Below are 19,260 nucleotides of genomic sequence, written 5' to 3'. Positions count from 1 at the left end.
CAGGAACGTGGTTTCCGCCAGTGAAACATGGCCGTTGCGGAAATTGCAACAGTCATGTTTCATCAGAAGGCGACGCCGCGTAGCACCAGGTCGAGCGTCAGCCGGCGGACGCGGGCGCGGGACCAGTGGTGGCGGCCGCGCATGTGCACGTAGGTGAAGGCCGCGGAGACCATCAGCACCTCGGCCACGTCGCTGATCCGGCCGTGCGGATGCAGCGTGCCGTCCGCCTCCCCCTCGCGCAGGAACCGCTCGAACGGATCGATGAACGAGACCGGACCGTTGCGCGCCTGCTCCTGGTGGAAGACCAGATCCGACGACAGCATCAGCGGCAGATGCCGGTCGATCACGTCGAACAGCGCTTCCAGCGTTCTGATCAGGCCCTCCCGGCCGGTGCCGGAGCCGGCCAGGACCGGCCACATCGTGTTCCGGTAGTCCTCGGCGAGCGCGTCGAGCAATGAGTTCAGCAGCATCTCGACGGTCAGACCCTGGCGCCACAGGGTGACCCGCGAGCGGCCGACCTGCTCGGCCACCCGTTCCAGCGTCACACCGGACCAGCCGTGCTCGGCGAGCACCGCGATGGTCGCCTCACGCAGCGTCTCGTCCACCGTCACGGTCATCCTGATCGGAGCCTCATCCTTGAGTATTGTGCAACACGGTCGTTGCACGGCACCATGACTGTACCAAGCGCAGGAGGACAGACGTGGACAGCAGAACCGAGCTCACGGTCCGGCTCACCGACCACGAGCGGGCGGGACTGACCGCACTCGCCGCCGGACTCCGCGAGGTGGCCGAGTCCGACCTGTCCGAGGAGGACGCCGTGGTCGCGGCGCTGGAGTTGGCACTGACCCGGTTGATCGAGGACTTCGAAGTACCCGATCCGAAGGCGCGCGAGCAGGTGCAGTTCGCGCGTGACGAGTTGCGCGCTCACTGGGTCCGCGGCAGCGCCTCGCTCTAGACCGCTTTCAGCTCGCTCTAGACCGCTTTCAGAACTCCGAGCAGCCGAGCCACCTCGGCGGCGACCGCATCGCGGGCCGGGCCCAGGTACTTGCGGGTGTCCACCAGCGTCGGGTTGTCGGCGAGCGTCTGGCGAACCGACTCGGTGAAGACGTTGTTGAGGTGGGTGGCGATGTTGACCTTTGTCATGCCGGCCTCGACGGCGCGGGTGAGATCGGGGTCGGCCACACCGGAGGAGCCGTGCAGGACGAGCGGTACGGCGACCGCGGCGTGAAGCTCGGTGATCAGATCGAAGTCGAGGGTCGCGGTGCGCTCGGTCATCGCGTGGGACGAGCCGACAGCTACTGCGAGGGCGTCGACGCCGGTGGCTTCGGCGAAGGCGACGGCTTCGTCGGGGCGGGTGCGGGCGCCGGGCGCGTGGACGCCGTCCTTACCGCCGACCTCACCGATCTCGGCCTCGACGAAGACACCGTGGTCGTGGCAGAACGTCGTCACCTCGCTGGTGGCGGCGACGTTGTCGGCGTACTCGAGCTTCGACGCGTCGTACATGACCGAGGTGAAGCCGAGTGAGACCGCCTCGGTGACCAGGTCGCGGTCCATCGCGTGATCGAGGTGTACGACGACCGGGACCGATGCGGCGGCCGCAGCAGCCAAGGTGGCGACACCGATCGGTTTGAGCGCGCCGTGGTACTTCACCGCGTTCTCACTGATCTGCAGGATGACCGGCGCGCCGGCCTGCTCGGCACCGGCGATCAGCGCGATCGCGTGCTCCAGCTGGATGACGTTGAACGCGCCGACCCCGCGACCGGCCTTGGCAGCGGCCAGCACGACCTCGGCCCCGGAAACCAACGGCATGAGAACTCCTTCTAGTTGACGGCAACCTGAGGTTGCCAACGCCGGTACGCGCCCAGATCGATGTCCCCGGCAACCGGTGTCAGGACAGCGGCGGCGGATGCTGCGACGGCAGACTTCAGTACGACGGTCCAGTCCGGCTCGGGCGCCTCCGCGACGGCCGCGGCGACCACCGCCGTACAGGCATCTCCCGCCCCGGTCGGATTCCCGGACACCTTCTCGACCGGCAACGCCCGCCAGACACCTTTGTGGCTGGCGGCAACCATTCCGCGCGACCCGTCGGTGATCACGGCCGCGGTCGCGCCGAGCTGAACCAGTTGCCGAGCGCCCTCTTCGACCGTGGTGTCGCCGAGCGCGTCGCGCAACTCGGCCGCGTTGGAGCGCACGACCGCACCGGCCTTCGCCGCCGCGGTCAGCGCGTCGCCACCGGTGTCGATCACCGTCAGTACGTCGTGATGCCGGGCCCGGACCGCGAGTTCGGCGTACGCATCGGCCGGCAGACCCGGCGGAAGGCTGCCGGAGCATGCCAGGACACCCAGCCGACCCCACGGCATCCGGTCGAGGAACGCTCGCCACTCGTCGCTGGTGACCGACGGGCCGGCCTCGTTGAAGATCGTCGCGTCCCCGTCGGCGCCGTTGACGATGGCAACGGTACGGCGGGTCTCCCCGGCGATCGGGGTGAGCAGCGCGGTCAGCCCGGCGTCGAAGAGCTCCTCGGCGACCAGCTCACCGGTGACACCGCCGACGAACCCGAGCACGAGCACCTGGTGGCCGAGCGTCGACGCCACCCGCGCGACGTTCACACCCTTGCCGCCGGCCCGTTGCCGGATCGCGTCGACCCGATGACTGCCGCCGAGGACGACCTGGTCCACCTCGTAGGTGACGTCCAGCGCGAGGTTGAGAGTGACGGTGCCGATCATGGGCCGATCAGTCCAGCCACGACCCGGCCCGCATCACCTTCTGGACGGCGTACTCCTCGTCCAGAAGCACCAGGTCGGCCCGCTTACCGGTCTCGATCGCGCCGACGTCGTACCAGCCGAAGGTCTGGGCCGGCGTGGTCGACGCCATCCGGGACGCGTCGACCAGGGACACCCCGGCCTTGACCGCGTTGGCGTAGGCGACGTCCATCGTCAGGGTGCTGCCGGCGATCGAGTGTGTGCCGTGCGCGAGCGTCACCAGCCCGTCCTTCACGTCCACCTCGAGGTTGCCGAGCTTGTACCGTCCCTCCGGCATCCCGGTCGCCTCCATCGCGTCGGTGATCAGCGCGATCCGGTTCACCCCCGCGGCGGCCAGTGCGACCCGGACGACCTGCGGATCCACGTGCAGGCCGTCGTTGATCACTTCGAGCAGCAACCGCTCGTCGTTGATCGCGGCACCGACCGGACCGGGGTCGCGGTGGTGGAACGGCCGCATCCCGTTGAACAGGTGCGTCGCCACGGTCGCCCCGGCGTCGGCACCGGCGATCATCTGCTCGTACGTCGCGTCGGTGTGCCCGAGCGCGGCGACAGCGCCGGCGTCGACCACCTGCCGGATCGCGTCCAGCCCGTGCTCGAGCTCCGGCGCGATCGTCACCATCCGCACGACGTCACTCAGCACCTTGGACACATCGTCCGAGACCGGGTCACGCAGCTGCGTCGGCTCGTGCGCACCACACCGTGCCTCGGACAGGAACGGTCCTTCGAGGTGGACGCCCGCGATCACACCGTCAGCGACGAGATCCGCGAGGCACGCGGTCTGCGAGACCAGGTCGTCGAGCGGCGACGTGACCAGGCTGGCCAGCGTGGTCGTCGTACCGTGCTTGGCATGGAAGGCCGCGACCTTGCGCGCCTCCTCCGGATCGGTCGTCGAGTACGTCGACCCGCCGCCACCGTGGGTGTGGATGTCGACGAAGCCCGGGACGACCGTGACGTTGCCGAGCTCCTCCGGCCGCTTGCCGTCGGCCGGCATCCCCTCGGACCGGCGGCCGAAGGCGAGGATGTCCTCGTCGACCACCTGGATCCAGGCGTTCTCCAGGACGTCGTCCGGCGTGACAATCCGGCCCACGCGATAAGTCGTCATGCCGTCCCTTCACCCTCGTCTGCAGCTACCCGGTCCCAGGCCATCCGGGCGGCGCCCAGACAGCCGGCCTCCTCGCCCAGGACGGCGGCGACGATCTCCGGCTCGCGCTGGAACGTCAGCCGCGCGTGCAGACCGTCACGGAGCGGCTGCAGCAGCGTCTCGCCCGCTCCCACCAGTCCACCACCGATCGCGATCCGCGTGGGCGCGACCAGGGTCGTGTAGAGGACGAGCGCGTCGACCAGGACGGTCAGCGCGTCGTCCCAGACCTGTGCGGCATCCGGGTCACCGGCAGCGAGCAGCTCGAGCACCTCGCGGGCGCCGTCCACGGTCCGTCCGGTGCGAGCGCCGTACCTCCGGGCCAGGGCCGCGGCGGAGGCGACGGTCTCGAGGCAGCCCCACTGACCGCAGGCGCACAGCTCGGCGGCGTCGCCGTGGACGAAGCGGGTGTGACCGAGTTCACCGGCGTACCCGTCGCCGCTGACCAGCGAGCCGTCGACCACCATCGCGGCGGCGATCCCGGTGCCGAGCGGAAGGAACATCGAGTTCGTGGTGCCGGCCAGAGCGCCCTGGCGGAGCTCGGCGTACCCGCCGGCCCGGACGTCGTGGGCGAGCACGACCGGTACGTCCTCGCCGACCGCGGCGGTCAGCTCGGCGAGGACCGGTGTACCGACCCAGTCCAGGTTCTCGGCGCTGACGGTGCCGGTCGCGGCGTCGATGACGCCGGGGACGACGACGCCGATGGCGCGCACCCGGTGGCCGTCCGCGGTCGCCTTCTGGCCGAGTTCGACGACGGTTTCCAGCAGGGCGTCGAGCACGGCGCGGCCCCCGCCCCGTGAACCAGACACAGCCCGGGGAGTCGGCCTGGTCTCGCGGTGCAGCACGGCACCGTCGGCGGCGACCAGGCCGCACTTCATCCGGGTTCCACCGAGATCGACGGCAACCACGACTTCACAGGGGTCCACGGAGCGCCATTATGCAGCGTTACCCGGCAGTCCGAACATCCGTGAGCAGTCTTTGGACATCCCCCATCAGACCACCTGCGATGCTGGTCCAGTTGCGTCCGAAGATCCGCGGGCAGGGCGCCACGGGTATTCGGCCGCCACCGGATCAGGCCCGCAGGCCCCGGTCGAACGCCGCCACCAGGAACGCGATCAGGTTCTCGGCCAGTTTGCCGGGGTCCTCTGCGTCCTCCAGACCTGGTGTGCGGGACAGCGCCTGCGACTGATGCAGGGCGAGCAGACCGAGCATGTTCACATACCCGAACGCGACCGCATCCGGCGTCGCGTGCGGCAGTGCGGCCTTCAGCGCGGTCAGGTACCGCGCCTCGATCGGATCGGACTCGGCCGCATACAGATCGCGGATCCGCTGACTCGGATCGAAGGCGATCCGGCCGATGAACCGTGCGACCACGGCACCGCGTTCACCGCGGCGCGTGACCAGGTCCAGTCCAGGCTCGATGAAGGCGCGGATCAGCTGATCCGCCTCCGGCTGACCATTGGCCTCCAACTGGTCCAGCCGACGCCTGCGCTCGGTGTTGACCGGCGCCATGGCACGCGCCACCGCCGCCCGCAGCAACGCTTCCTTCGAGCCGAAGTGATAGTTGACCGCCGCGATGTTCGCGGCTGCCGCGACCGTGATGGCCCGCAGCGATGTTCCCTCGTAACCCCCTTCGCCAAACCGTTGCTCCGCGACGTTGAGCAATCTCTCCCGGGTCGATTCGACCGGCGTTTCCACAGAGTTCTCCTTCCCCCCGGCCACTGCTTGCTCAGGCACCCCACCTGCTCACTCGCCGTAGCCTGCAGTCAGCATAGTTCAAACGGTCGTTTGAACAGGAGTACTCAGCTCAGTTATCTCCGAGAATTCCTCAGATTTCTCTGAAACTCCTTCTTTCCCACCAGGATCGCAACTCACACCTTTGTAGTTCGCTTCATGGCCCAGTCCAAGGATCAGGTACTCCGGGATGGTCCGAGCACCCAGATTTGATCACTGTGTGTGGCAATGCGAGGCACCGACCGTGAACGACTAGGGTCGAGATCCATGAGTGACCGGGAAGCGGTGTGGATCGCCAGGCGGTTCCAGGGACCGGAGAGATCTGGGAACGGTGGGTACGTCGCCGGCCGGCTGGGGACCGCCCTGGCCGGAGTGATCGGCGGCGGGCTGGTGCCGCAGGTGACTTTGCGGATGCCGCCGCCGTTGGAGCGGGATCTGGAGCTCGTCGCCAACTCCGACGGCGCCCAGCTGTTCGACGGTGAGTCCTTGGTTGCGAGCGCCGTACCGGTGGCGTCTGACTTCCTGGCCAGCGCGGCTGTCGATCCGGTGTTGCCCGAGGAGGCTCGCGTCGCCGAGGCGTCGTACCGAGGGCTGAAGAACCACCCGTTCCCGACGTGCTTCGCGTGCGGGCCGGCCAACGCGGGCGGGCTGCACCTCAAGCCCGGACCGTTGGGTGACGGGCGTACGGCGTGCACCTGGAAACCGGCCGCCGACCTCGCGACCGGCGACGACGGGCTGGTCGACGCGGTGTACCTCTGGGCGGCCCTCGACTGCCCGGGCGGGTGGGCGATCGATCTGGAGGGCCGGCCGTCGGTGCTCGGTCAGCTCACGGCGTGCATCGATGCGCGACCGCAGGTCGGGGAGCCCTGCGTAGTGCTCGGCCGCTACCTCGGTGAGGACGGCAGGAAGACGTTCACCGCCAGCACCCTGTACGACGCCGACGGTCGAGTGCTCGCCCGCGCCCGCCACACGTGGATCACCGTCGACCCGGCCCTGTTCAACTAACGCAATCGGGCCGCGTGAGCCCGGACCTTGGCGCGGTTGCCGCAGGTCGCCATCGAGCACCAGCGTCGGCGCCCGCGCTGATCGAGGAACAGCCAGCCGCACGACTCCCCCGGGCAGACCCGGACATGCGCCCGGGACGGCCCGGTCAGCAGCTCAGCCGCGAGCAGTGCCACCTGGTCGAGCGGCTGAGCCAAGTCCTCCGGCAGCTCCCACGACGCGCCCTCGTCCGCACGCACGAGCTGCCGTCGCCCGGATGCCTTCTCGATCACCCGGGCCGCGCCATCGAACGATCCATCAGCGAACGACCCACCGGTCGCCTGGCCGGTCAGGACGTCGTACAGATCGGCTCTGAACTCCAGTGCCGTGTGCAACCTGCGGGCCGCCTCGGTCGGCTTGCCGCTGGCCTGTTCGATCAGGCGGAACACCGTCGCCGGCGGCAACAGGCCGACGTACGAGTTCCAGATCAGGAATGCCTCGTACGACGTCAGCCACTCGGTCCGGGCCGGGCCACGGGTGGTCCAGTCGGACCGGGTGTTGACGAAGTCGAGCACCGGATCCGCGCCGACCGGCTTGGGCAGGACGACGCCCTGCACGAGCTCTAGGTGCGACGGCAGCCCGGTCATGGGGCCTCTCGGCCTGGACTGAGGAGTGTAGGGAGCGCAGCGACCGGAGTGACGAGGGAAGGCCGAGAGTCAAAGCCCCATGACCCCCGCGCCGGAGGCGCGGCATTCAACACGGACACGGATGCTCCTGGTTCAGCGGTTCAGCGGGTCGGTTGAGCCTGCTGGTTCGGCTGGGTGGTCTGGGCGGTGGTCGGCACCGGGATGCTGACGTTGCCGTTCTGCGGGATCACCATGAACTGGATCTTGCCCGACTCGATCGCCGTCTTCAGCAGGTAGCCCTGCGCCCCCAGCATCGCCACCTGCTGCTTGACCGACTGCAGCTCGACGTTGACCTGCTGGTTCTTCTGCTCCTGCGTCGCCTTGGCCAGCTCGGCGCGCTGCTTGGCCTCCAGGCCGTCGATGATGCCCTTGTCCAGCGGCGTCGGCTTCTGGATGGTGAAGGACAGCTCGCCGCACGCGTTGTTACCGGTGTACGACGGGCCGCAGAAGTAGTCACCGCCGACCGCGGCCGGCAGCAGCCGGGTGAACTCTGCGGACGCGGCGGTCTGGAAGGCGGACTTCTTCGCCTCGTTGTTGTAGAGCTCGGCCCAGGTGTAGTTGGTCGCGACGGCGGCCAGCGCCCGGTCGATCTGCGGCCGGAAGTAGGACTGCAGCATGTCGTTCCAGCCCCGCTCCTCGTAGGCGTCGGTCTTCAGGCCGATCCGCTCGTGGAAGGACTTCAGCGTCTCCTCGGTGCGGTTCAGGGTGAAGTAGACCTGTACGCGGACGCCGAGGCGGACGTTGTCCTTGCTGACGACGGTGACCTCGTCACCGCCGTCGGTGTCCGCGCCGGCGCCGCCGATGATGTAGGACCGCTGGTCGGTCGGGTAGGCGTAGACGGTGTCGCCCGGGCCGATCAGCTTGTTCGTCGAACCCGGCGGGATGATCGACTTGAACTTCTTGTCCTCGACCACACCTCCGCCGTAGTGCAGACCGATCTTGTTCGCGTCGGTGTCGGCGAAGTTGAAGATGTTGAACAGCACGATCAGCGCGATCACGGCCAGGACGATCCCGCCGATCACCTTCGCCTTGACGCCGCCGCCCCCGGTGGCCTTCACCGCCGCCGCGGCGTTCCCCAGCTTTGCCATCAGTCGTCGAGCTCCTTGCGTTCTACCAGTCGCCGTACGTCGGCGATCGTCAGGTCTGCGGTGAGCGCTACGTCGCGCGGCACCGACGGATGCGAGCTGAGCGTACGCAAGCCCTGCTCGGCAGCCGCGACCGCCCGTTCCAGCGCCCTGGCCTCGTGCAGCAACGCCCGGTTCTCGGCGTGCAGCTCGGCCAGCGCCCGCTCAGCCTGGGCGGCCCGGCGGTACGACGCCCACGCGAACCAGGCGGTTCCGACCAGCAGGATGACGATCAGCGGCAGTCCGACTCTGAACATGTCCCTTATGGGATCACGTCTACGGGCTGGGATGAGGGCGAAAAGCGGTTGAACAGGGGACTGTCGGCCAGTAAGTTCGCAGTACACGCGAAGGGAGGTGGTCCAACGCATGAATTGCTATCGGACTCGTGAGGTGGCGGCGGGTTAACCGCCAACCACTAGTTAGTGGGCAGTGGTCGGCCAATTCAACGCCAGCCACCGGGCCCGCGGGCAGTCAGGTCAGTCCGCCTGACCCAGAGTTCGGCCACCCGGCCGTGTGTCTGGAAGCGCCCGCGGGCTTTTTTCATGCCCTCATTCCGGCAGCGGGCAGTCGAGCCCCAGTGCCTGGCCGATCTCGAAGAGCTGGGCCTCGAAATAGGCGCCGGCGTCCTCCAGCGCCCAGTGCAACTGGCCGAACACCTCCATGCAGATGAGGCCGTAGAGCCTGGTCCAGTAGTTCAGCGACAGGTAGATCGCACCCGGCGGCATCCCGTCGAAGTGCTCGGCCTTCCGGGACAGCTGCGCCACCAGGACCGGGCCGAGGTCCTCGTCGGACGGATGCGGGAACGGCTTCTGGTGCCAGACCTGGGCGACCAGCGCCTTGAAAACCGCCGCGAACCGCATCGCCGCCTGATGGCCGGGGGTGTCCACGTGTCCCTCGGCGTCGGGATCCGGGATCGCGGTGCCGAACAGCAGCCCGAACTCGGCCGGGTGCGCCAGGGCCCAGTCGCGGAGGCCGTTCGCGAGCAGGTAGAGCCGCGCCCCCAGATCCGGGTCGGCGTCGTTGTCCTGCAACGCCATCAGCGCTGCGGTCAGTTCGTCGTACAGATCCGCGATCAACGCGGTGATGAGGGCCTCGTGGCTCGGGAAGTATCGATAGAGCGCCGGCGGGGTGAGACCGAGCTCGCGCGCGACGGCGCGCAGGCCGACTGCGCCCACGCCGCCGCCGACCAGCAACCTCCGGGCGGCCGCCTTGATCTCGGCGACCGTGGCGGCCCGCTGGCGATCGCGCCGGCTCGGAGTCGGTTCCATCTGTCGGTTTTCTCCCTTGACAACGACGACGACCCTGGTCTTAGAGTTAACACCGTTAACAGTTAACGCTGTTCACTGTGCACCTGCCGCTCAAATCTACGCCCTTTTGGGGGGACAGTTTCGTGTTCGAGACGCTCGGCCGCTTCAGCTATCGGCGCCGCCGCCTGGTGCTCGCCCTGACCGGAATCTTCGTAGCCGTCGGCCTCGCCTGGGGCACCGGCGTCTTCGGCTCGCTGGCCAACGGCGGTTTCGACGCACCGGACACCGAGGCGGCCAACGCGGTCGCGACCATCGAGCAGACCGTCGGCCGGACCGGCACCGACGTCATCGTGCTGTACGACGGTGGGTCGAAGACGGTGGCCGATCCCGCCTTCCGCCAATCGGTGGAGCGTCACCTGGCCGAGTTGCCGTCCGCCGAGGTGACGAGCACCGCGACGTACTGGACGACCCGGTCCCCCGCCTTCGTCTCCAAGGATCAGCACAGCACGTACGCCGTACTGACATTGGCCGGCGCGGATCCGGAGGCCCGGCTGGAGACGTTCCACAAGATCGCCGATCAGTTGCGAACCTCGCCGGCCGGGCTGGACGCGAAGGTGGGCGGTGAGGTCGCGGTCTTCGACGAGGTGAACACGCAGACCGAGCACGACATCGTGCGGGCGGAGACCATCTCGATGCCGATCGTGCTGGTGCTGCTGGTCGTGGTGTTCGGTGGTCTGGTCGCGGCCAGCCTGCCGCTGTTCGTCGGCGCGCTGGCGATCCTGGGCGCGTTCGTGCTGCTCAGAGGCTTGTCCGCGGTGACCGACGTGTCGATCTTCTCGATCAACATCGTCACCATGATCGGGCTCGGCCTGGCGATCGACTACGCGCTGTTCATCGTCACCCGGTTCCGCGAGGAGCTTGCCAAGGGCAATGACGTGGAGACGGCGCTGGCGGTGACGATGTCGACGGCCGGCCGGACGGTCGCGTTCTCCGGAATCACCGTCGGCGTCGCGATCAGCAGTCTGGCGCTGTTCCCGGTGATGTTCCTGCGTTCGATGGCGTACGGCGGTGCGGCTGCGGTGGCGGTCGCCATGGTGGCGGCGTTGACGGCGCTGCCCGCCTTGCTCGCCGTACTGGGGCATCGGGTGAACAATCTGCGGCTGCCTTTCCTGCGGCGGCGTAAGTCTGGGGTGGCGGAGCATGGCGCGTGGTACCGGCTCGCGCACAGTGTGATGAAGCGGCCGGTGCGGTATGTGGTGGTGCTGATTCCACTGCTGCTGGTGCTCGGGATTCCTTTCCTGCAGGCGCAGTTGGGTGGGGTGGACCATCGGGCGCTGCCTGCGGGTGCGACGTCTCGCACGGTGACGGAGACGCTGCAGCAGGACTTCGCCGGGGCTGGTGGGTCGGACATCTTCGTGGCGGTGCGGTTCTCCTCACCGCCTGCTGATCCTGCTACCGCATTGGCGTCGTACGTGGGAACGCTTGGGCAGATCAAGGATGTCGACAACGTGCGGCTCGGCGGTTACTCGGACGGGGTCGCCTCGGTCGTCGTGCACACACACTTCACCGGACAGGAGTTGCCCGCGCGTGACGTCGTGCACGACGTACGGGCGGTGTCGCCGCCGGCCGGGACGCAGGTCGAGGTCGGTGGTGAGACGGCTGCTGTTATCGATCTGCTCGACGTACTGGCCGAGCGGGCGCCTTGGATGGCCGGGTTCATCGTGCTGGTGACGTTCGTCCTGCTGTTCGTTGCCTTCGGCTCCTTCGTGCTGCCGGCGAAGGCGCTCGTGATGAACGTGCTGTCACTGTCGGCTGCGTTCGGCGCGATGGTGTGGATCTTCCAGGACGGGAACCTGTCCGGGCTGCTCGACTTCACCCCGGCCGGGTTCCTCGACGCCACCAACCCGGTACTGCTGTTCGCCGTACTGTTCGGACTGTCGATGGACTACGAGGTGTTCCTGCTCAGCCGGATCCGGGAGGAGTACGACCGGACCGGCGACAACACCCAGGCGGTCGCGCTCGGGCTCCAACGGACCGGCGGGATCATCACCAGCGCGGCGTTGCTGCTGATCATCGTGGTGGCCGCGTTCTCCACCTCGGGCATCGTGTTCGTGAAGATGATCGGCGTCGGGCTGGTGATCGCGATCGCCTTGGACGCGACGATCGTGCGGGCGCTGCTGGTGCCGGCCACGATGCGACTGCTCGGCCGGGCGAACTGGTGGGCGCCGGGTCCGCTGGTGCGGTGGTGGGAGCGTAACGGCTTCCGGGAGAGCGCTGAGGGTCCCCAGGGCTCTCAAGGCTGGAGCCGGGAGAGCTCCCATTCGGACGCTTCGGACGACGGCTTGGTGCGGCGGTAGGCCAGGCGGTCGTGCAGGCGGCCGGTGCGGCCCTGCCAGAACTCGATCGTGTCCGGGCGGACCAGGTAGCCACCCCAGAAGTACGGCGTGGCGATCTCGGTGCCCTCCGGCCATTGCCGCTCGTACGAGCCGTACTGCAGGTCGAGTTCCTCCCGGGACTCGACTGGCTGGCTCTGCTGCGAGGCCCAGGCGCCGAGTTGTGACTCGCGCGGACGGCTGGCGAAGTACGCGTCGACCTCGTCCGTCGGGAGCTTGGTCACGGTGCCTTCGACCCGGACCTGCCGCTCCATCGCGTGCCAGGGGAAGACGAGGGCGCAGTGTGGGTTCGCGGCGAGGTCTTCGGCCTTGCGGGACTGCTGATTGGTGTAGAACACGAATCCGCGGGCGTCCAGGCCTTTGAGGAGGACGGTCCGCGCGGACGGGCGGCCGTCGCTGTCCGCGGTGGCGAGCACCATCGCGTTCGGCTCCGCGAGGCCGGCTTCGGTCGCCTGCTCGAGCCAGGTGCCGAACTGGACGATCGGGTCCGGGTCGACCTGGCTCTCGAGCAGTTCGCCGAGTCCATAGATACGCCGCATCTCCGCAAGATCCACGGTCCGAGCCTACTTACTCAGGCTTCTCCACGAGCGACCGAGGCGGGTACGGCGGAACGTCTTCCAGAGGGGGTTGGCTGCCAGGCGCCGTACGGCTGGGTTTCGGACGAGGCGTCGTACCGGCGTGACTTTGAGTGCTGGCGGTCCTGCGCTGCTCGGCTTATCGGGCTGCCTCGGCGTCGCTTGCTGCTCGGCGCGGGCTGCGGTGGCGCTCGACGGCAGGTGGCGGTTGATCTCGTCCAAGTGCTGGTTGAAGGTCGCGCGCCATAGAGCCTGGTTGAGGGTGGCTTCGGCGGCGGCTGAGCTGGCGCCGGCGGTGGAGGCCGCCCAGAGGGTGTTGAGTGCTTGCTGGTCGAAGCCATCGACGTCGCGCAACAGTTCCTGAATGAGATCGCGGTCCGGCGCGTCGGCCAGGCAGCGAAGTCTGGCGGGGGTCGTGCGTGGTGCGGGCCGGTCCGGTTTGAAGAACGGGATGTCGGCCCACTCGGGGATCAGGCGGCGGACAAGTTCGCGGTGGAGGGTGTTGTCGACGCGCTGCGCCGGGCTGAGTGCGAACGCGGACCGGACGAAGGACGGGACGAGCAGAGGCGACACGACACCGCTGCGCTCACCCGTCGTACCCCACCGGCGGAGGCGTTCGACGACGTAGAAGTAGTCGATCATGGTCGCGTTCTCGATGCCGCCATGCACCGCCGTCCGCAGCACGCGCTCGATCTGCTCGGCGACCGCGGCGCGAGCCGGCGCCGCCGGTCCCGCGGTCGGTGTCAGCCTGGCCTGCAGGCGGTTGCCGAAGGCATTCAGCTTGTCGTGCAGGGGAAGCGCGTCGAGCTGCAGAACGTCGACGGGATAGAAGTGGCCGTGGGCAACTTCTCCGCCGGCCCCACCGATGGCCAGGTGGGCGACGTTCGCCAGCGTCCCCGGCGGAGCGTGGAAGAGATAGCTGGCCGGGCGGAGTCCCTCGGCGTACCTGTGCCAGCGGAGCGCACGATCTGCCAGTGCGGGTGGCTTGGGCGGCTGGGGGTTGGTCGCAGGTTTGATTCCGATCGTCTTGCGGCTGGTGGTGGCGTGTTCGACCTCGAAGGGCAGCGCCTGGACGAGTGACTCGGCCACCTGCAGTTCGCCCGGCACTGCGTCGTAGCTGTTGAGCTTCAGGTCCACACCGGCTTTGAGAAACGCGGCCGCAACCACTCTGGAGTCGCGGCCGCCGCTGAGGTCGACAGTAGGCCTGCCAGGCCACAAACTGGCCACCGACTTCGCGACATCCTGCAGTGCTTCGGCAGTCTCCTCGACCGTGTCAAGACTGTCGGTCGACCAGACGCTGGTGGTCTCGATGCGAGACACCGTCAGTCGCCGACTCCGGCCATCAGAGACGATGTGCGTCGCCCCCGGTACGGCGAGCACACCGTCGTACGGCGTGCTGTCGTCCATGAACCACCCGCACGCCGCGGCAAAGCTCCAGCCGCGTGGAGCGGCTGCGGCTGCTACCCCCGCGAACAGCAGCGCTGCGACCGGACGATTGCTCCACACCCAGCCATCGGCGAGTCGCAGTTGGAAGAGCCTGCCCACACCGATGGAGTCGGTGAAGAGGTCTAGACGTTCCTGTTGTGGCTCGAGCACCGCCATCGTGAAGGGTGGCGCCAACTCCAGGAAGTCGGCCGGAGTACGCCGTACTGCGTGTGCCAACCGACCAGGAGCGTCGTACGGCGGCACGTCGCCGATGACACGCTGGTAGCCGAGTGGGGTATGGAGACTCGCCACCCGCAGGTCACCGCTGTCGTGCCACGACGGCCAGAAGCAACTGGTGTCGTCTCGGTCCCACACGTGCAGGCCGATCGTGCTGCCGTCGTAGCCTTTGTGTTTGGCCTTGTGGTCCCACAGGCCGCTGTAGTACGCCTCAACTCGTGCCGTGCCCGCGGCGGCCCTGGCCACGCTGTCGGCGTGGAAGGTGTAGGCGACCAGTGTTTCCATGCAGAGCCAGATGCAGGCCCTGCGCGGAAAGTTATCGCGGCGGCTGCTGCCCGCCGGGTGGTTGCTGGCCGTAGTCCTGTGGTTGCTGGTGGCCCGGATATCCGCCTTGCTGCTGGCTGGGGTGACCACTCTGTTGTTGCTGGCCCGGGTAGCCGCCGTACTGGGGCTGCTGGCCGGGCTGCGGCGGCTGGACGTGCTGGCCGTGTTGTGGTGCCTGGGGCTGCTGGCCGGGGTAGCCGCCCCACTGCTGTGCCTGCTGTGCTTGCTGGCCGGGCTGCGCCGGGAACGTCGGGGTGTAGGCCCGGTCGTGCGCCTGCCCCTGGGCCGTCAGCAACCGATAGACCTTCGCGTCCGAGGCCCAACGCCGTACGCCGACCAGCAGCAGAACGAGCCCGAGGAGCAGCAACGACCCGTCGAACAGCATGTACGACGGGGGGAACCGCGACCCCGGGACCTTGAACGCCTTGCTCAGATCGAACACCTGCCGCAACGGCATGACCAGGAACGCCAGGCCGACCAGCGTCATCAGACCGCCCGCGCCGACCATCGCGCCGGCCCCGATCGCCGGGATCGCCATCAGCACACCCAGCACCACCGCGACAGCGATCAACAGGGCCAGCCACGGCAGACTCCGACCGAGGTCGCTCTCGAACCGGACGGCCCGTGCCATCGCGAGCCGCGTGGTCGCGTACGAGCCGCCGACGATTGCGGCGTATCCGACAATGACCCCAAGAACTAGTCCGAGGCCGGGAACAGGCTTAGCGGGCATGCCGACGAGCCTAGACCTCTAACCGGTCAGCCGCCCGCGCTTCCATCCCGCTGTCTTGCCAGGCGGTCTGCCCCTCCGCTCACTCCCCAGCCGGCAGCTCATGCCCACACCTAGCCGGTCGCCCGTGCAGCTGCAGACACTCCGCCGTTCCGAGCTAGACCTCCGTACGCCGGGGTGACGACGTGCCGAGCGCGTCACAGATCTGTCCGGGGGTCACCGGCGAGAACTATGCTGCCTGGGCGCCTAGCAGTGCGCCGGCCACTGGTGGGCGGGGGTGCTGACTACGAGGACGAGGGAGTCGCATGTCAGATCCGAGGACCGAGGTGCAGCACGGCCTGGAAGGCGTGGTCGCGTTCGACACGCAGATCGCCGAGCCGGACAAAGAAGGTTCGGCGCTGCGCTATCGCGGCGTGGACATCGAGGACCTGGTCGGCCGGGTGCCGTTCGAGAACGTCTGGGGCCTTCTGGTCGACGGTGCCTTCACCCCCGGTCTGCCGCCGGCCGAGCCGTTCCCGCTGCCGGTCCACACCGGTGACGTGCGGGTCGACGTACAGTCCGCGCTGGCGATGCTCGCACCCGCCTGGGGTCTGCGACCGCTCTACGACATCGATGACGTACAGGCCCGTGAGGACCTCTCCCGCGCCGCGGTGATGGCGCTGTCGTACGTCGCCCAGGCCGCTCGTGGCATCGGGCAACCGATGGTGCCGCAACGCGAGGTGGACAAGGCGAAGACGATCACCGAGCGGTTCATGATCCGCTGGCGCGGCGAACCCGACCCGAAGCACGTGAAGGCCGTCGACGCGTACTGGACGTCCGCAGCGGAGCACGGCATGAACGCATCCACCTTCACCGCGCGGGTGATCGCCTCCACCGGCGCCGACGTCGCAGCAGCGTTGTCCGGTGCGGTCGGCGCGATGTCCGGCCCGCTGCACGGCGGAGCGCCCGCACGCGTACTGACGATGATCGAGGGCGTAGAGCGCAGTGGCGACGCCCGTGCCTACGTCAAAGGCCTGCTGGACGCGGGCGAACGGCTGATGGGCTTCGGACACCGCGTGTACCGGGCCGAGGACCCCCGCGCCCGCGTGCTCCGTCGTACGGCGCAAGAGCTCGCCGCACCGCGTTACGAAGTAGCCGAGGCGCTGGAGAAGGCCGCACTCACCGAGCTCCGGGAACGCCGACCCGACCGAGTGCTGGAGACGAACGTCGAGTTCTGGGCGGCCATCGTGCTGGACTTCGCCGAGGTACCGCCGCCGATGTTCACCTCGATGTTCACCTGCGCCCGCACAGCAGGCTGGAGCGCGCACGTCCTCGAGCAGAAACGCACCGGCCGTCTGATCCGGCCCTCTGCCATCTACTCAGGCCCGTCCTCCCGCGCAGCCACCTCCATCGACGGCTGGAACCCCAACTGGGCCTAGGCGGCGCCCACGCTTGAACGCACCGCTGCCCGCGCCCGCCCTCGAGTCGGCTGTAGTAGTGCCGCCTGGGCGTGCGCGTTTGCAGGTCAGGGGCGGGCTGTGCTGGGGGACTTGCCGGTGCGTTGTTTGTACTGGCGGCTGAAGTACGGCACGTCGGTGTAGCCGAGGGCGGCGGCGACCTGGGTGACGGTCATACCGGTCTCGGTGAGCAACTGGTGCGCGCGGTCGATCCTGGCCTGGATCAGGTACTGCGCCGGCGACATGCCGAGCTGCGCGACGAAGCGCCGGGTGAACTGCGCTCTGGACAATGCGGCTCGCCCGGCCATCTCCGCGACGGTCCAGTCATGCCCCGGATCCTGCCGAAGCTGCCGAGCCACCTCGTCGACAGCAGTGTCGGTCGCACTGCGGCCGGGATTGTGTACGGCGTCCCAGATCATCCCGAGAAGCTGCTCCAGACACAGCTCAGCCTGACGCCTCCCCACCGGATCCCGCCGCCGGTACGCCGCATCACTCGTCCGCGCCAGCACGCCCAACAACTCCCGATCCCGCACCTCCCCCCACCGAGGCTCCGACACCACCCCACCCGCTCTTTCAACATCAGAACCTTCGACGCCTGACAATTCGACGCCTGACGATTCGGATGCTTTGACGTCAGAACCTTCGACGTCGAAATGCATACCGAACACCAACAGCCGGCGCTTCGGATCGTGACCCGCAGTCGGCGCGTCACCCGGCGCAAACACTGCGCAGACTCCCGGATGCAACTCCCGCTCAGCCCCGTCCAACTCCAACCGCCCGCGCCCATCCAGCACGCACCACAGCAGATAGTCCGGCAGCGGCCGGGACACCCACGACCAACTCGGCTCACACCGCCAAAACGTCGGCCCCGACAACAACCGCAACCTCAACACCTCACCCCCACCCACTCCGCGCCCCACCGCCCCACCGCCTCACCACCCGCCACTCCCCACCTCAACACCCACTCCGTGCCCCACCGCCTCACCACTCCTCAACACCCGCCACTCCGTGCCCCACCGCCTCACCGCCCGCCACTCCCCGCCTCGACACCCGCCACTCCGTGCCCCACCGCCTCACCGCCCGCCACTCCCCGCCTCACCGCCTCACGACCCGCCAGTCCACCCGTCTGCGACTCGTCGGCGGCGGCCACCCACCGACACCAGCTGACCGACTGCACCCCACCCGACAAGGCGTCACCGGCTCGCCGCCAGGTACTCCACCCGTTCGGTGACTCGTCGGCCGCCAGTCCGTGCGCCACTGGCTCACCGGCAGCCGGTCCACGCTGCAGCGGCTCGTTGGTGACCAGTCCGTGCGTCAATAGTTCAAGTCCTTGCGTCGATCGTCTGTGGTCCGGTGGTGGTAGTGGATCGGAGAATTGCTGTGTCAGGGACAGAGTAGGGCTATCCGGGAGTGGTTGCCGGAACTACCGCGGGAGTGGTGGATGAGCGTTTCGTACAAGGTCGAGGAGCAGACGGCCGCGGCGTACAAGGAAGAGTTCGACAGCGCCGGGTACACACTGGTGCGCGGGCTGTTCGGCGCGGACGAGGTCGATCGGCTGCGGGACCACTACATGGAGCTGCGGCATCGTGGAGCACACCCGGGCGATTTCGCCGGCCTGCAAGGGGACAGCCGGGATCCCCTGCGCCGGTACCCGCGGATGGCCCAGATGCACCGCTGGGACGACGCCTCGCTGCGCTGGATGATCGACGCACGCCTCGACCAGGTGATGACGGCGTTGCTCGGCAGGTCGCCGTACGCGGTCCAGACGATGATCTACTTCAAGCCGCCGGGCTCCCGCGGCCAGGCGCTGCACCAGGACAACTTCTACCTGAAGGCCGAGCCCGGTACCTGTGTGGCGGCGTGGATGGCGCTCGACCGCGTCGACCAGGCGAACGGGTGCTTGGAGGTCGTCCCCGGTAGCCACCGCTGGCCGATCCTGTGCACCGAGAAGGCGGATACCAAGGTCAGCTTCACCGACGTCACCGTCCCGCTGCCGGAGCCGGACGCCGCCGTACCGATCGAGATGGAGCCTGGGGACGTGCTGTTCTTCCACGGTGCTCTCGTCCACGGCAGCGCGCCGAACGTGACCACCGACCGGTTCCGCCGGGCGCTGATCGGTCACTACATCGAGGGCGAGGCGGAGCGAGTCGCCCAGTACTACCACCCCGCACTCCGGATGGACGGCAACCCGCTGGAACTGGAGGTCGCCGAGGGCGGCGGTGCCTGCGGCGAATGGACCGACACCCCAGACGGCCCAGTCGCCCTGATGACCGGCACCCAAACCATCACCCGCAAGCACGAGTAGCCGACCCGCGCGTAGAGCCATAGTCGCGGTTGGCGGCTGGCGGCTGGCGGCCGTACGACACCGGTGGTGTCGACGCCGATCAGGCCGCTCTGCCGGGCTGCGGTCGCCACGCGCAAGCACGAGCTGCCAGCCGGACCGAGCCCGAGCAGCCGTGGTTGCGGTGGCG

The 19,260-nt window shown here is 68.5% G+C and carries 20 protein-coding genes; 5 read left to right on the top strand and 15 right to left on the bottom strand.

What is annotated here, in order from left to right; genetic code table 11:
- Positions 1-62 precede the first annotated feature (62 nt).
- Positions 63-617 carry a TetR/AcrR family transcriptional regulator gene (locus EV652_RS28375; protein WP_132212313.1) on the bottom strand — a complete coding sequence of 185 codons (555 nt, stop codon included), beginning with the start codon at positions 615-617 and terminating at the stop codon, positions 63-65.
- Positions 618-700: 83 nt separating this feature from the next.
- Here EV652_RS28375 and EV652_RS28370 point away from each other — a divergent pair, with 83 nt between their 5' ends.
- Complete coding sequence (locus EV652_RS28370; RefSeq protein WP_132212312.1) at positions 701-955, top strand: hypothetical protein; 255 nt, start codon at positions 701-703, stop codon at positions 953-955.
- Positions 956-972: 17 nt separating this feature from the next.
- Here the strand turns inward: EV652_RS28370 and EV652_RS28365 are convergent, their stop codons facing one another.
- From EV652_RS28365 to EV652_RS28345, 5 genes are all read right to left on the bottom strand, one after another.
- Complete coding sequence (locus EV652_RS28365) at positions 973-1,809, bottom strand: class II fructose-bisphosphate aldolase (protein ID WP_132212311.1); 837 nt, start codon at positions 1,807-1,809, stop codon at positions 973-975.
- A gap of 11 nt (positions 1,810-1,820) precedes the next feature.
- Complete coding sequence (locus EV652_RS28360) at positions 1,821-2,726, bottom strand: 1-phosphofructokinase family hexose kinase (RefSeq protein ID WP_132212310.1); 906 nt, start codon at positions 2,724-2,726, stop codon at positions 1,821-1,823.
- A gap of 7 nt (positions 2,727-2,733) precedes the next feature.
- Positions 2,734-3,864 carry an N-acetylglucosamine-6-phosphate deacetylase gene (gene nagA / locus EV652_RS28355; protein ID WP_132212309.1) on the bottom strand — a complete coding sequence of 377 codons (1,131 nt, stop codon included), beginning with the start codon at positions 3,862-3,864 and terminating at the stop codon, positions 2,734-2,736.
- Positions 3,861-4,826, bottom strand: a complete 966-nt coding sequence (locus tag EV652_RS28350) for an ROK family protein (protein ID WP_242002065.1) — start codon at positions 4,824-4,826, stop codon at positions 3,861-3,863. The genes nagA and EV652_RS28350 overlap by 4 nt, the downstream gene beginning before the upstream one ends.
- Positions 4,827-4,971: 145 nt before the next feature.
- Positions 4,972-5,598 carry a TetR family transcriptional regulator gene (locus tag EV652_RS28345; protein ID WP_132212308.1) on the bottom strand — a complete coding sequence of 209 codons (627 nt, stop codon included), beginning with the start codon at positions 5,596-5,598 and terminating at the stop codon, positions 4,972-4,974.
- A gap of 303 nt (positions 5,599-5,901) precedes the next feature.
- Here EV652_RS28345 and EV652_RS28340 point away from each other — a divergent pair, with 303 nt between their 5' ends.
- A complete protein-coding gene (locus tag EV652_RS28340; RefSeq protein ID WP_132212307.1) occupies positions 5,902-6,639 on the top strand; it encodes a hypothetical protein in 738 nt (245 codons plus the stop codon).
- On the opposite strand, the gene EV652_RS28335 is transcribed toward EV652_RS28340, so the two are convergent.
- From EV652_RS28335 to EV652_RS28320, 4 genes are all read right to left on the bottom strand, one after another.
- Entirely contained in the window at positions 6,636-7,262 is a 627-nt protein-coding gene (locus EV652_RS28335) for a CGNR zinc finger domain-containing protein (protein ID WP_132212306.1), read from the bottom strand. The genes EV652_RS28340 and EV652_RS28335 overlap by 4 nt on opposite strands.
- A gap of 140 nt (positions 7,263-7,402) precedes the next feature.
- Positions 7,403-8,389, bottom strand: a complete 987-nt coding sequence (locus tag EV652_RS28330; protein ID WP_132212305.1) for an SPFH domain-containing protein — start codon at positions 8,387-8,389, stop codon at positions 7,403-7,405.
- A complete protein-coding gene (locus tag EV652_RS28325) occupies positions 8,389-8,682 on the bottom strand; it encodes a hypothetical protein (protein ID WP_132212304.1) in 294 nt (97 codons plus the stop codon). Before EV652_RS28325 ends, EV652_RS28330 begins: the two co-directional genes overlap by 1 nt.
- 291 nt (positions 8,683-8,973) lie before the next feature.
- The gene (locus tag EV652_RS28320; RefSeq protein WP_132212303.1) at positions 8,974-9,693 is read right to left on the bottom strand and encodes a TetR/AcrR family transcriptional regulator; all 720 of its coding nucleotides are present in this window, start codon (positions 9,691-9,693) and stop codon (positions 8,974-8,976) included.
- Between the two features lie 122 nt (positions 9,694-9,815).
- Here EV652_RS28320 and EV652_RS28315 point away from each other — a divergent pair, with 122 nt between their 5' ends.
- On the top strand, positions 9,816-12,029 hold the full coding sequence (locus tag EV652_RS28315) for an MMPL family transporter (protein ID WP_132212302.1): 2,214 nt from the start codon (positions 9,816-9,818) through the stop codon (positions 12,027-12,029).
- On the opposite strand, the gene pdxH is transcribed toward EV652_RS28315, so the two are convergent.
- The 3 genes from pdxH to EV652_RS28300 are packed head-to-tail and all read right to left on the bottom strand — an operon-like array spanning position 11,966 to position 15,356.
- Positions 11,966-12,619, bottom strand: coding sequence for a pyridoxamine 5'-phosphate oxidase (pdxH, locus tag EV652_RS28310; RefSeq protein ID WP_242002064.1), 654 nt, complete (start codon positions 12,617-12,619; stop codon positions 11,966-11,968). The two genes, EV652_RS28315 and pdxH, sit on opposite strands and share 64 nt — an antisense overlap.
- 9 nt (positions 12,620-12,628) lie before the next feature.
- On the bottom strand, positions 12,629-14,587 hold the full coding sequence (locus EV652_RS28305; protein ID WP_132212301.1) for a hypothetical protein: 1,959 nt from the start codon (positions 14,585-14,587) through the stop codon (positions 12,629-12,631).
- Positions 14,588-14,618: 31 nt separating this feature from the next.
- Positions 14,619-15,356 (bottom strand): hypothetical protein, encoded by a 738-nt coding sequence (locus tag EV652_RS28300; RefSeq protein ID WP_132212300.1) that lies wholly within the window; start codon positions 15,354-15,356, stop codon positions 14,619-14,621.
- A gap of 302 nt (positions 15,357-15,658) precedes the next feature.
- Between EV652_RS28300 and EV652_RS28295 the strand changes: the two genes are divergently transcribed.
- Positions 15,659-16,771 (top strand): citrate synthase 2, encoded by a 1,113-nt coding sequence (locus tag EV652_RS28295; protein WP_132212299.1) that lies wholly within the window; start codon positions 15,659-15,661, stop codon positions 16,769-16,771.
- An 86-nt stretch (positions 16,772-16,857) separates the two neighbouring features.
- Here EV652_RS28295 and EV652_RS45450 read toward each other — a convergent pair whose 3' ends face one another.
- Both EV652_RS45450 and EV652_RS28285 read right to left on the bottom strand, forming a co-directional pair.
- On the bottom strand, positions 16,858-17,346 hold the full coding sequence (locus tag EV652_RS45450; protein WP_242002063.1) for a helix-turn-helix domain-containing protein: 489 nt from the start codon (positions 17,344-17,346) through the stop codon (positions 16,858-16,860).
- Between the two features lie 464 nt (positions 17,347-17,810).
- Positions 17,811-18,107 carry a hypothetical protein gene (locus EV652_RS28285; RefSeq protein WP_132212297.1) on the bottom strand — a complete coding sequence of 99 codons (297 nt, stop codon included), beginning with the start codon at positions 18,105-18,107 and terminating at the stop codon, positions 17,811-17,813.
- A 123-nt stretch (positions 18,108-18,230) separates the two neighbouring features.
- Here EV652_RS28285 and EV652_RS28280 point away from each other — a divergent pair, with 123 nt between their 5' ends.
- A complete protein-coding gene (locus EV652_RS28280; RefSeq protein ID WP_132212296.1) occupies positions 18,231-19,094 on the top strand; it encodes a phytanoyl-CoA dioxygenase family protein in 864 nt (287 codons plus the stop codon).
- Positions 19,095-19,260: the final 166 nt, after the last annotated feature.

It is taken from the genome of Kribbella steppae (genome assembly GCF_004342025.1).
GTDB lineage: Bacteria > Actinomycetota > Actinomycetes > Propionibacteriales > Kribbellaceae > Kribbella > Kribbella steppae.
Note: the sequence above shows the minus strand (reverse complement) of the source record. Positions and strands in the feature narration are given on the sequence as shown.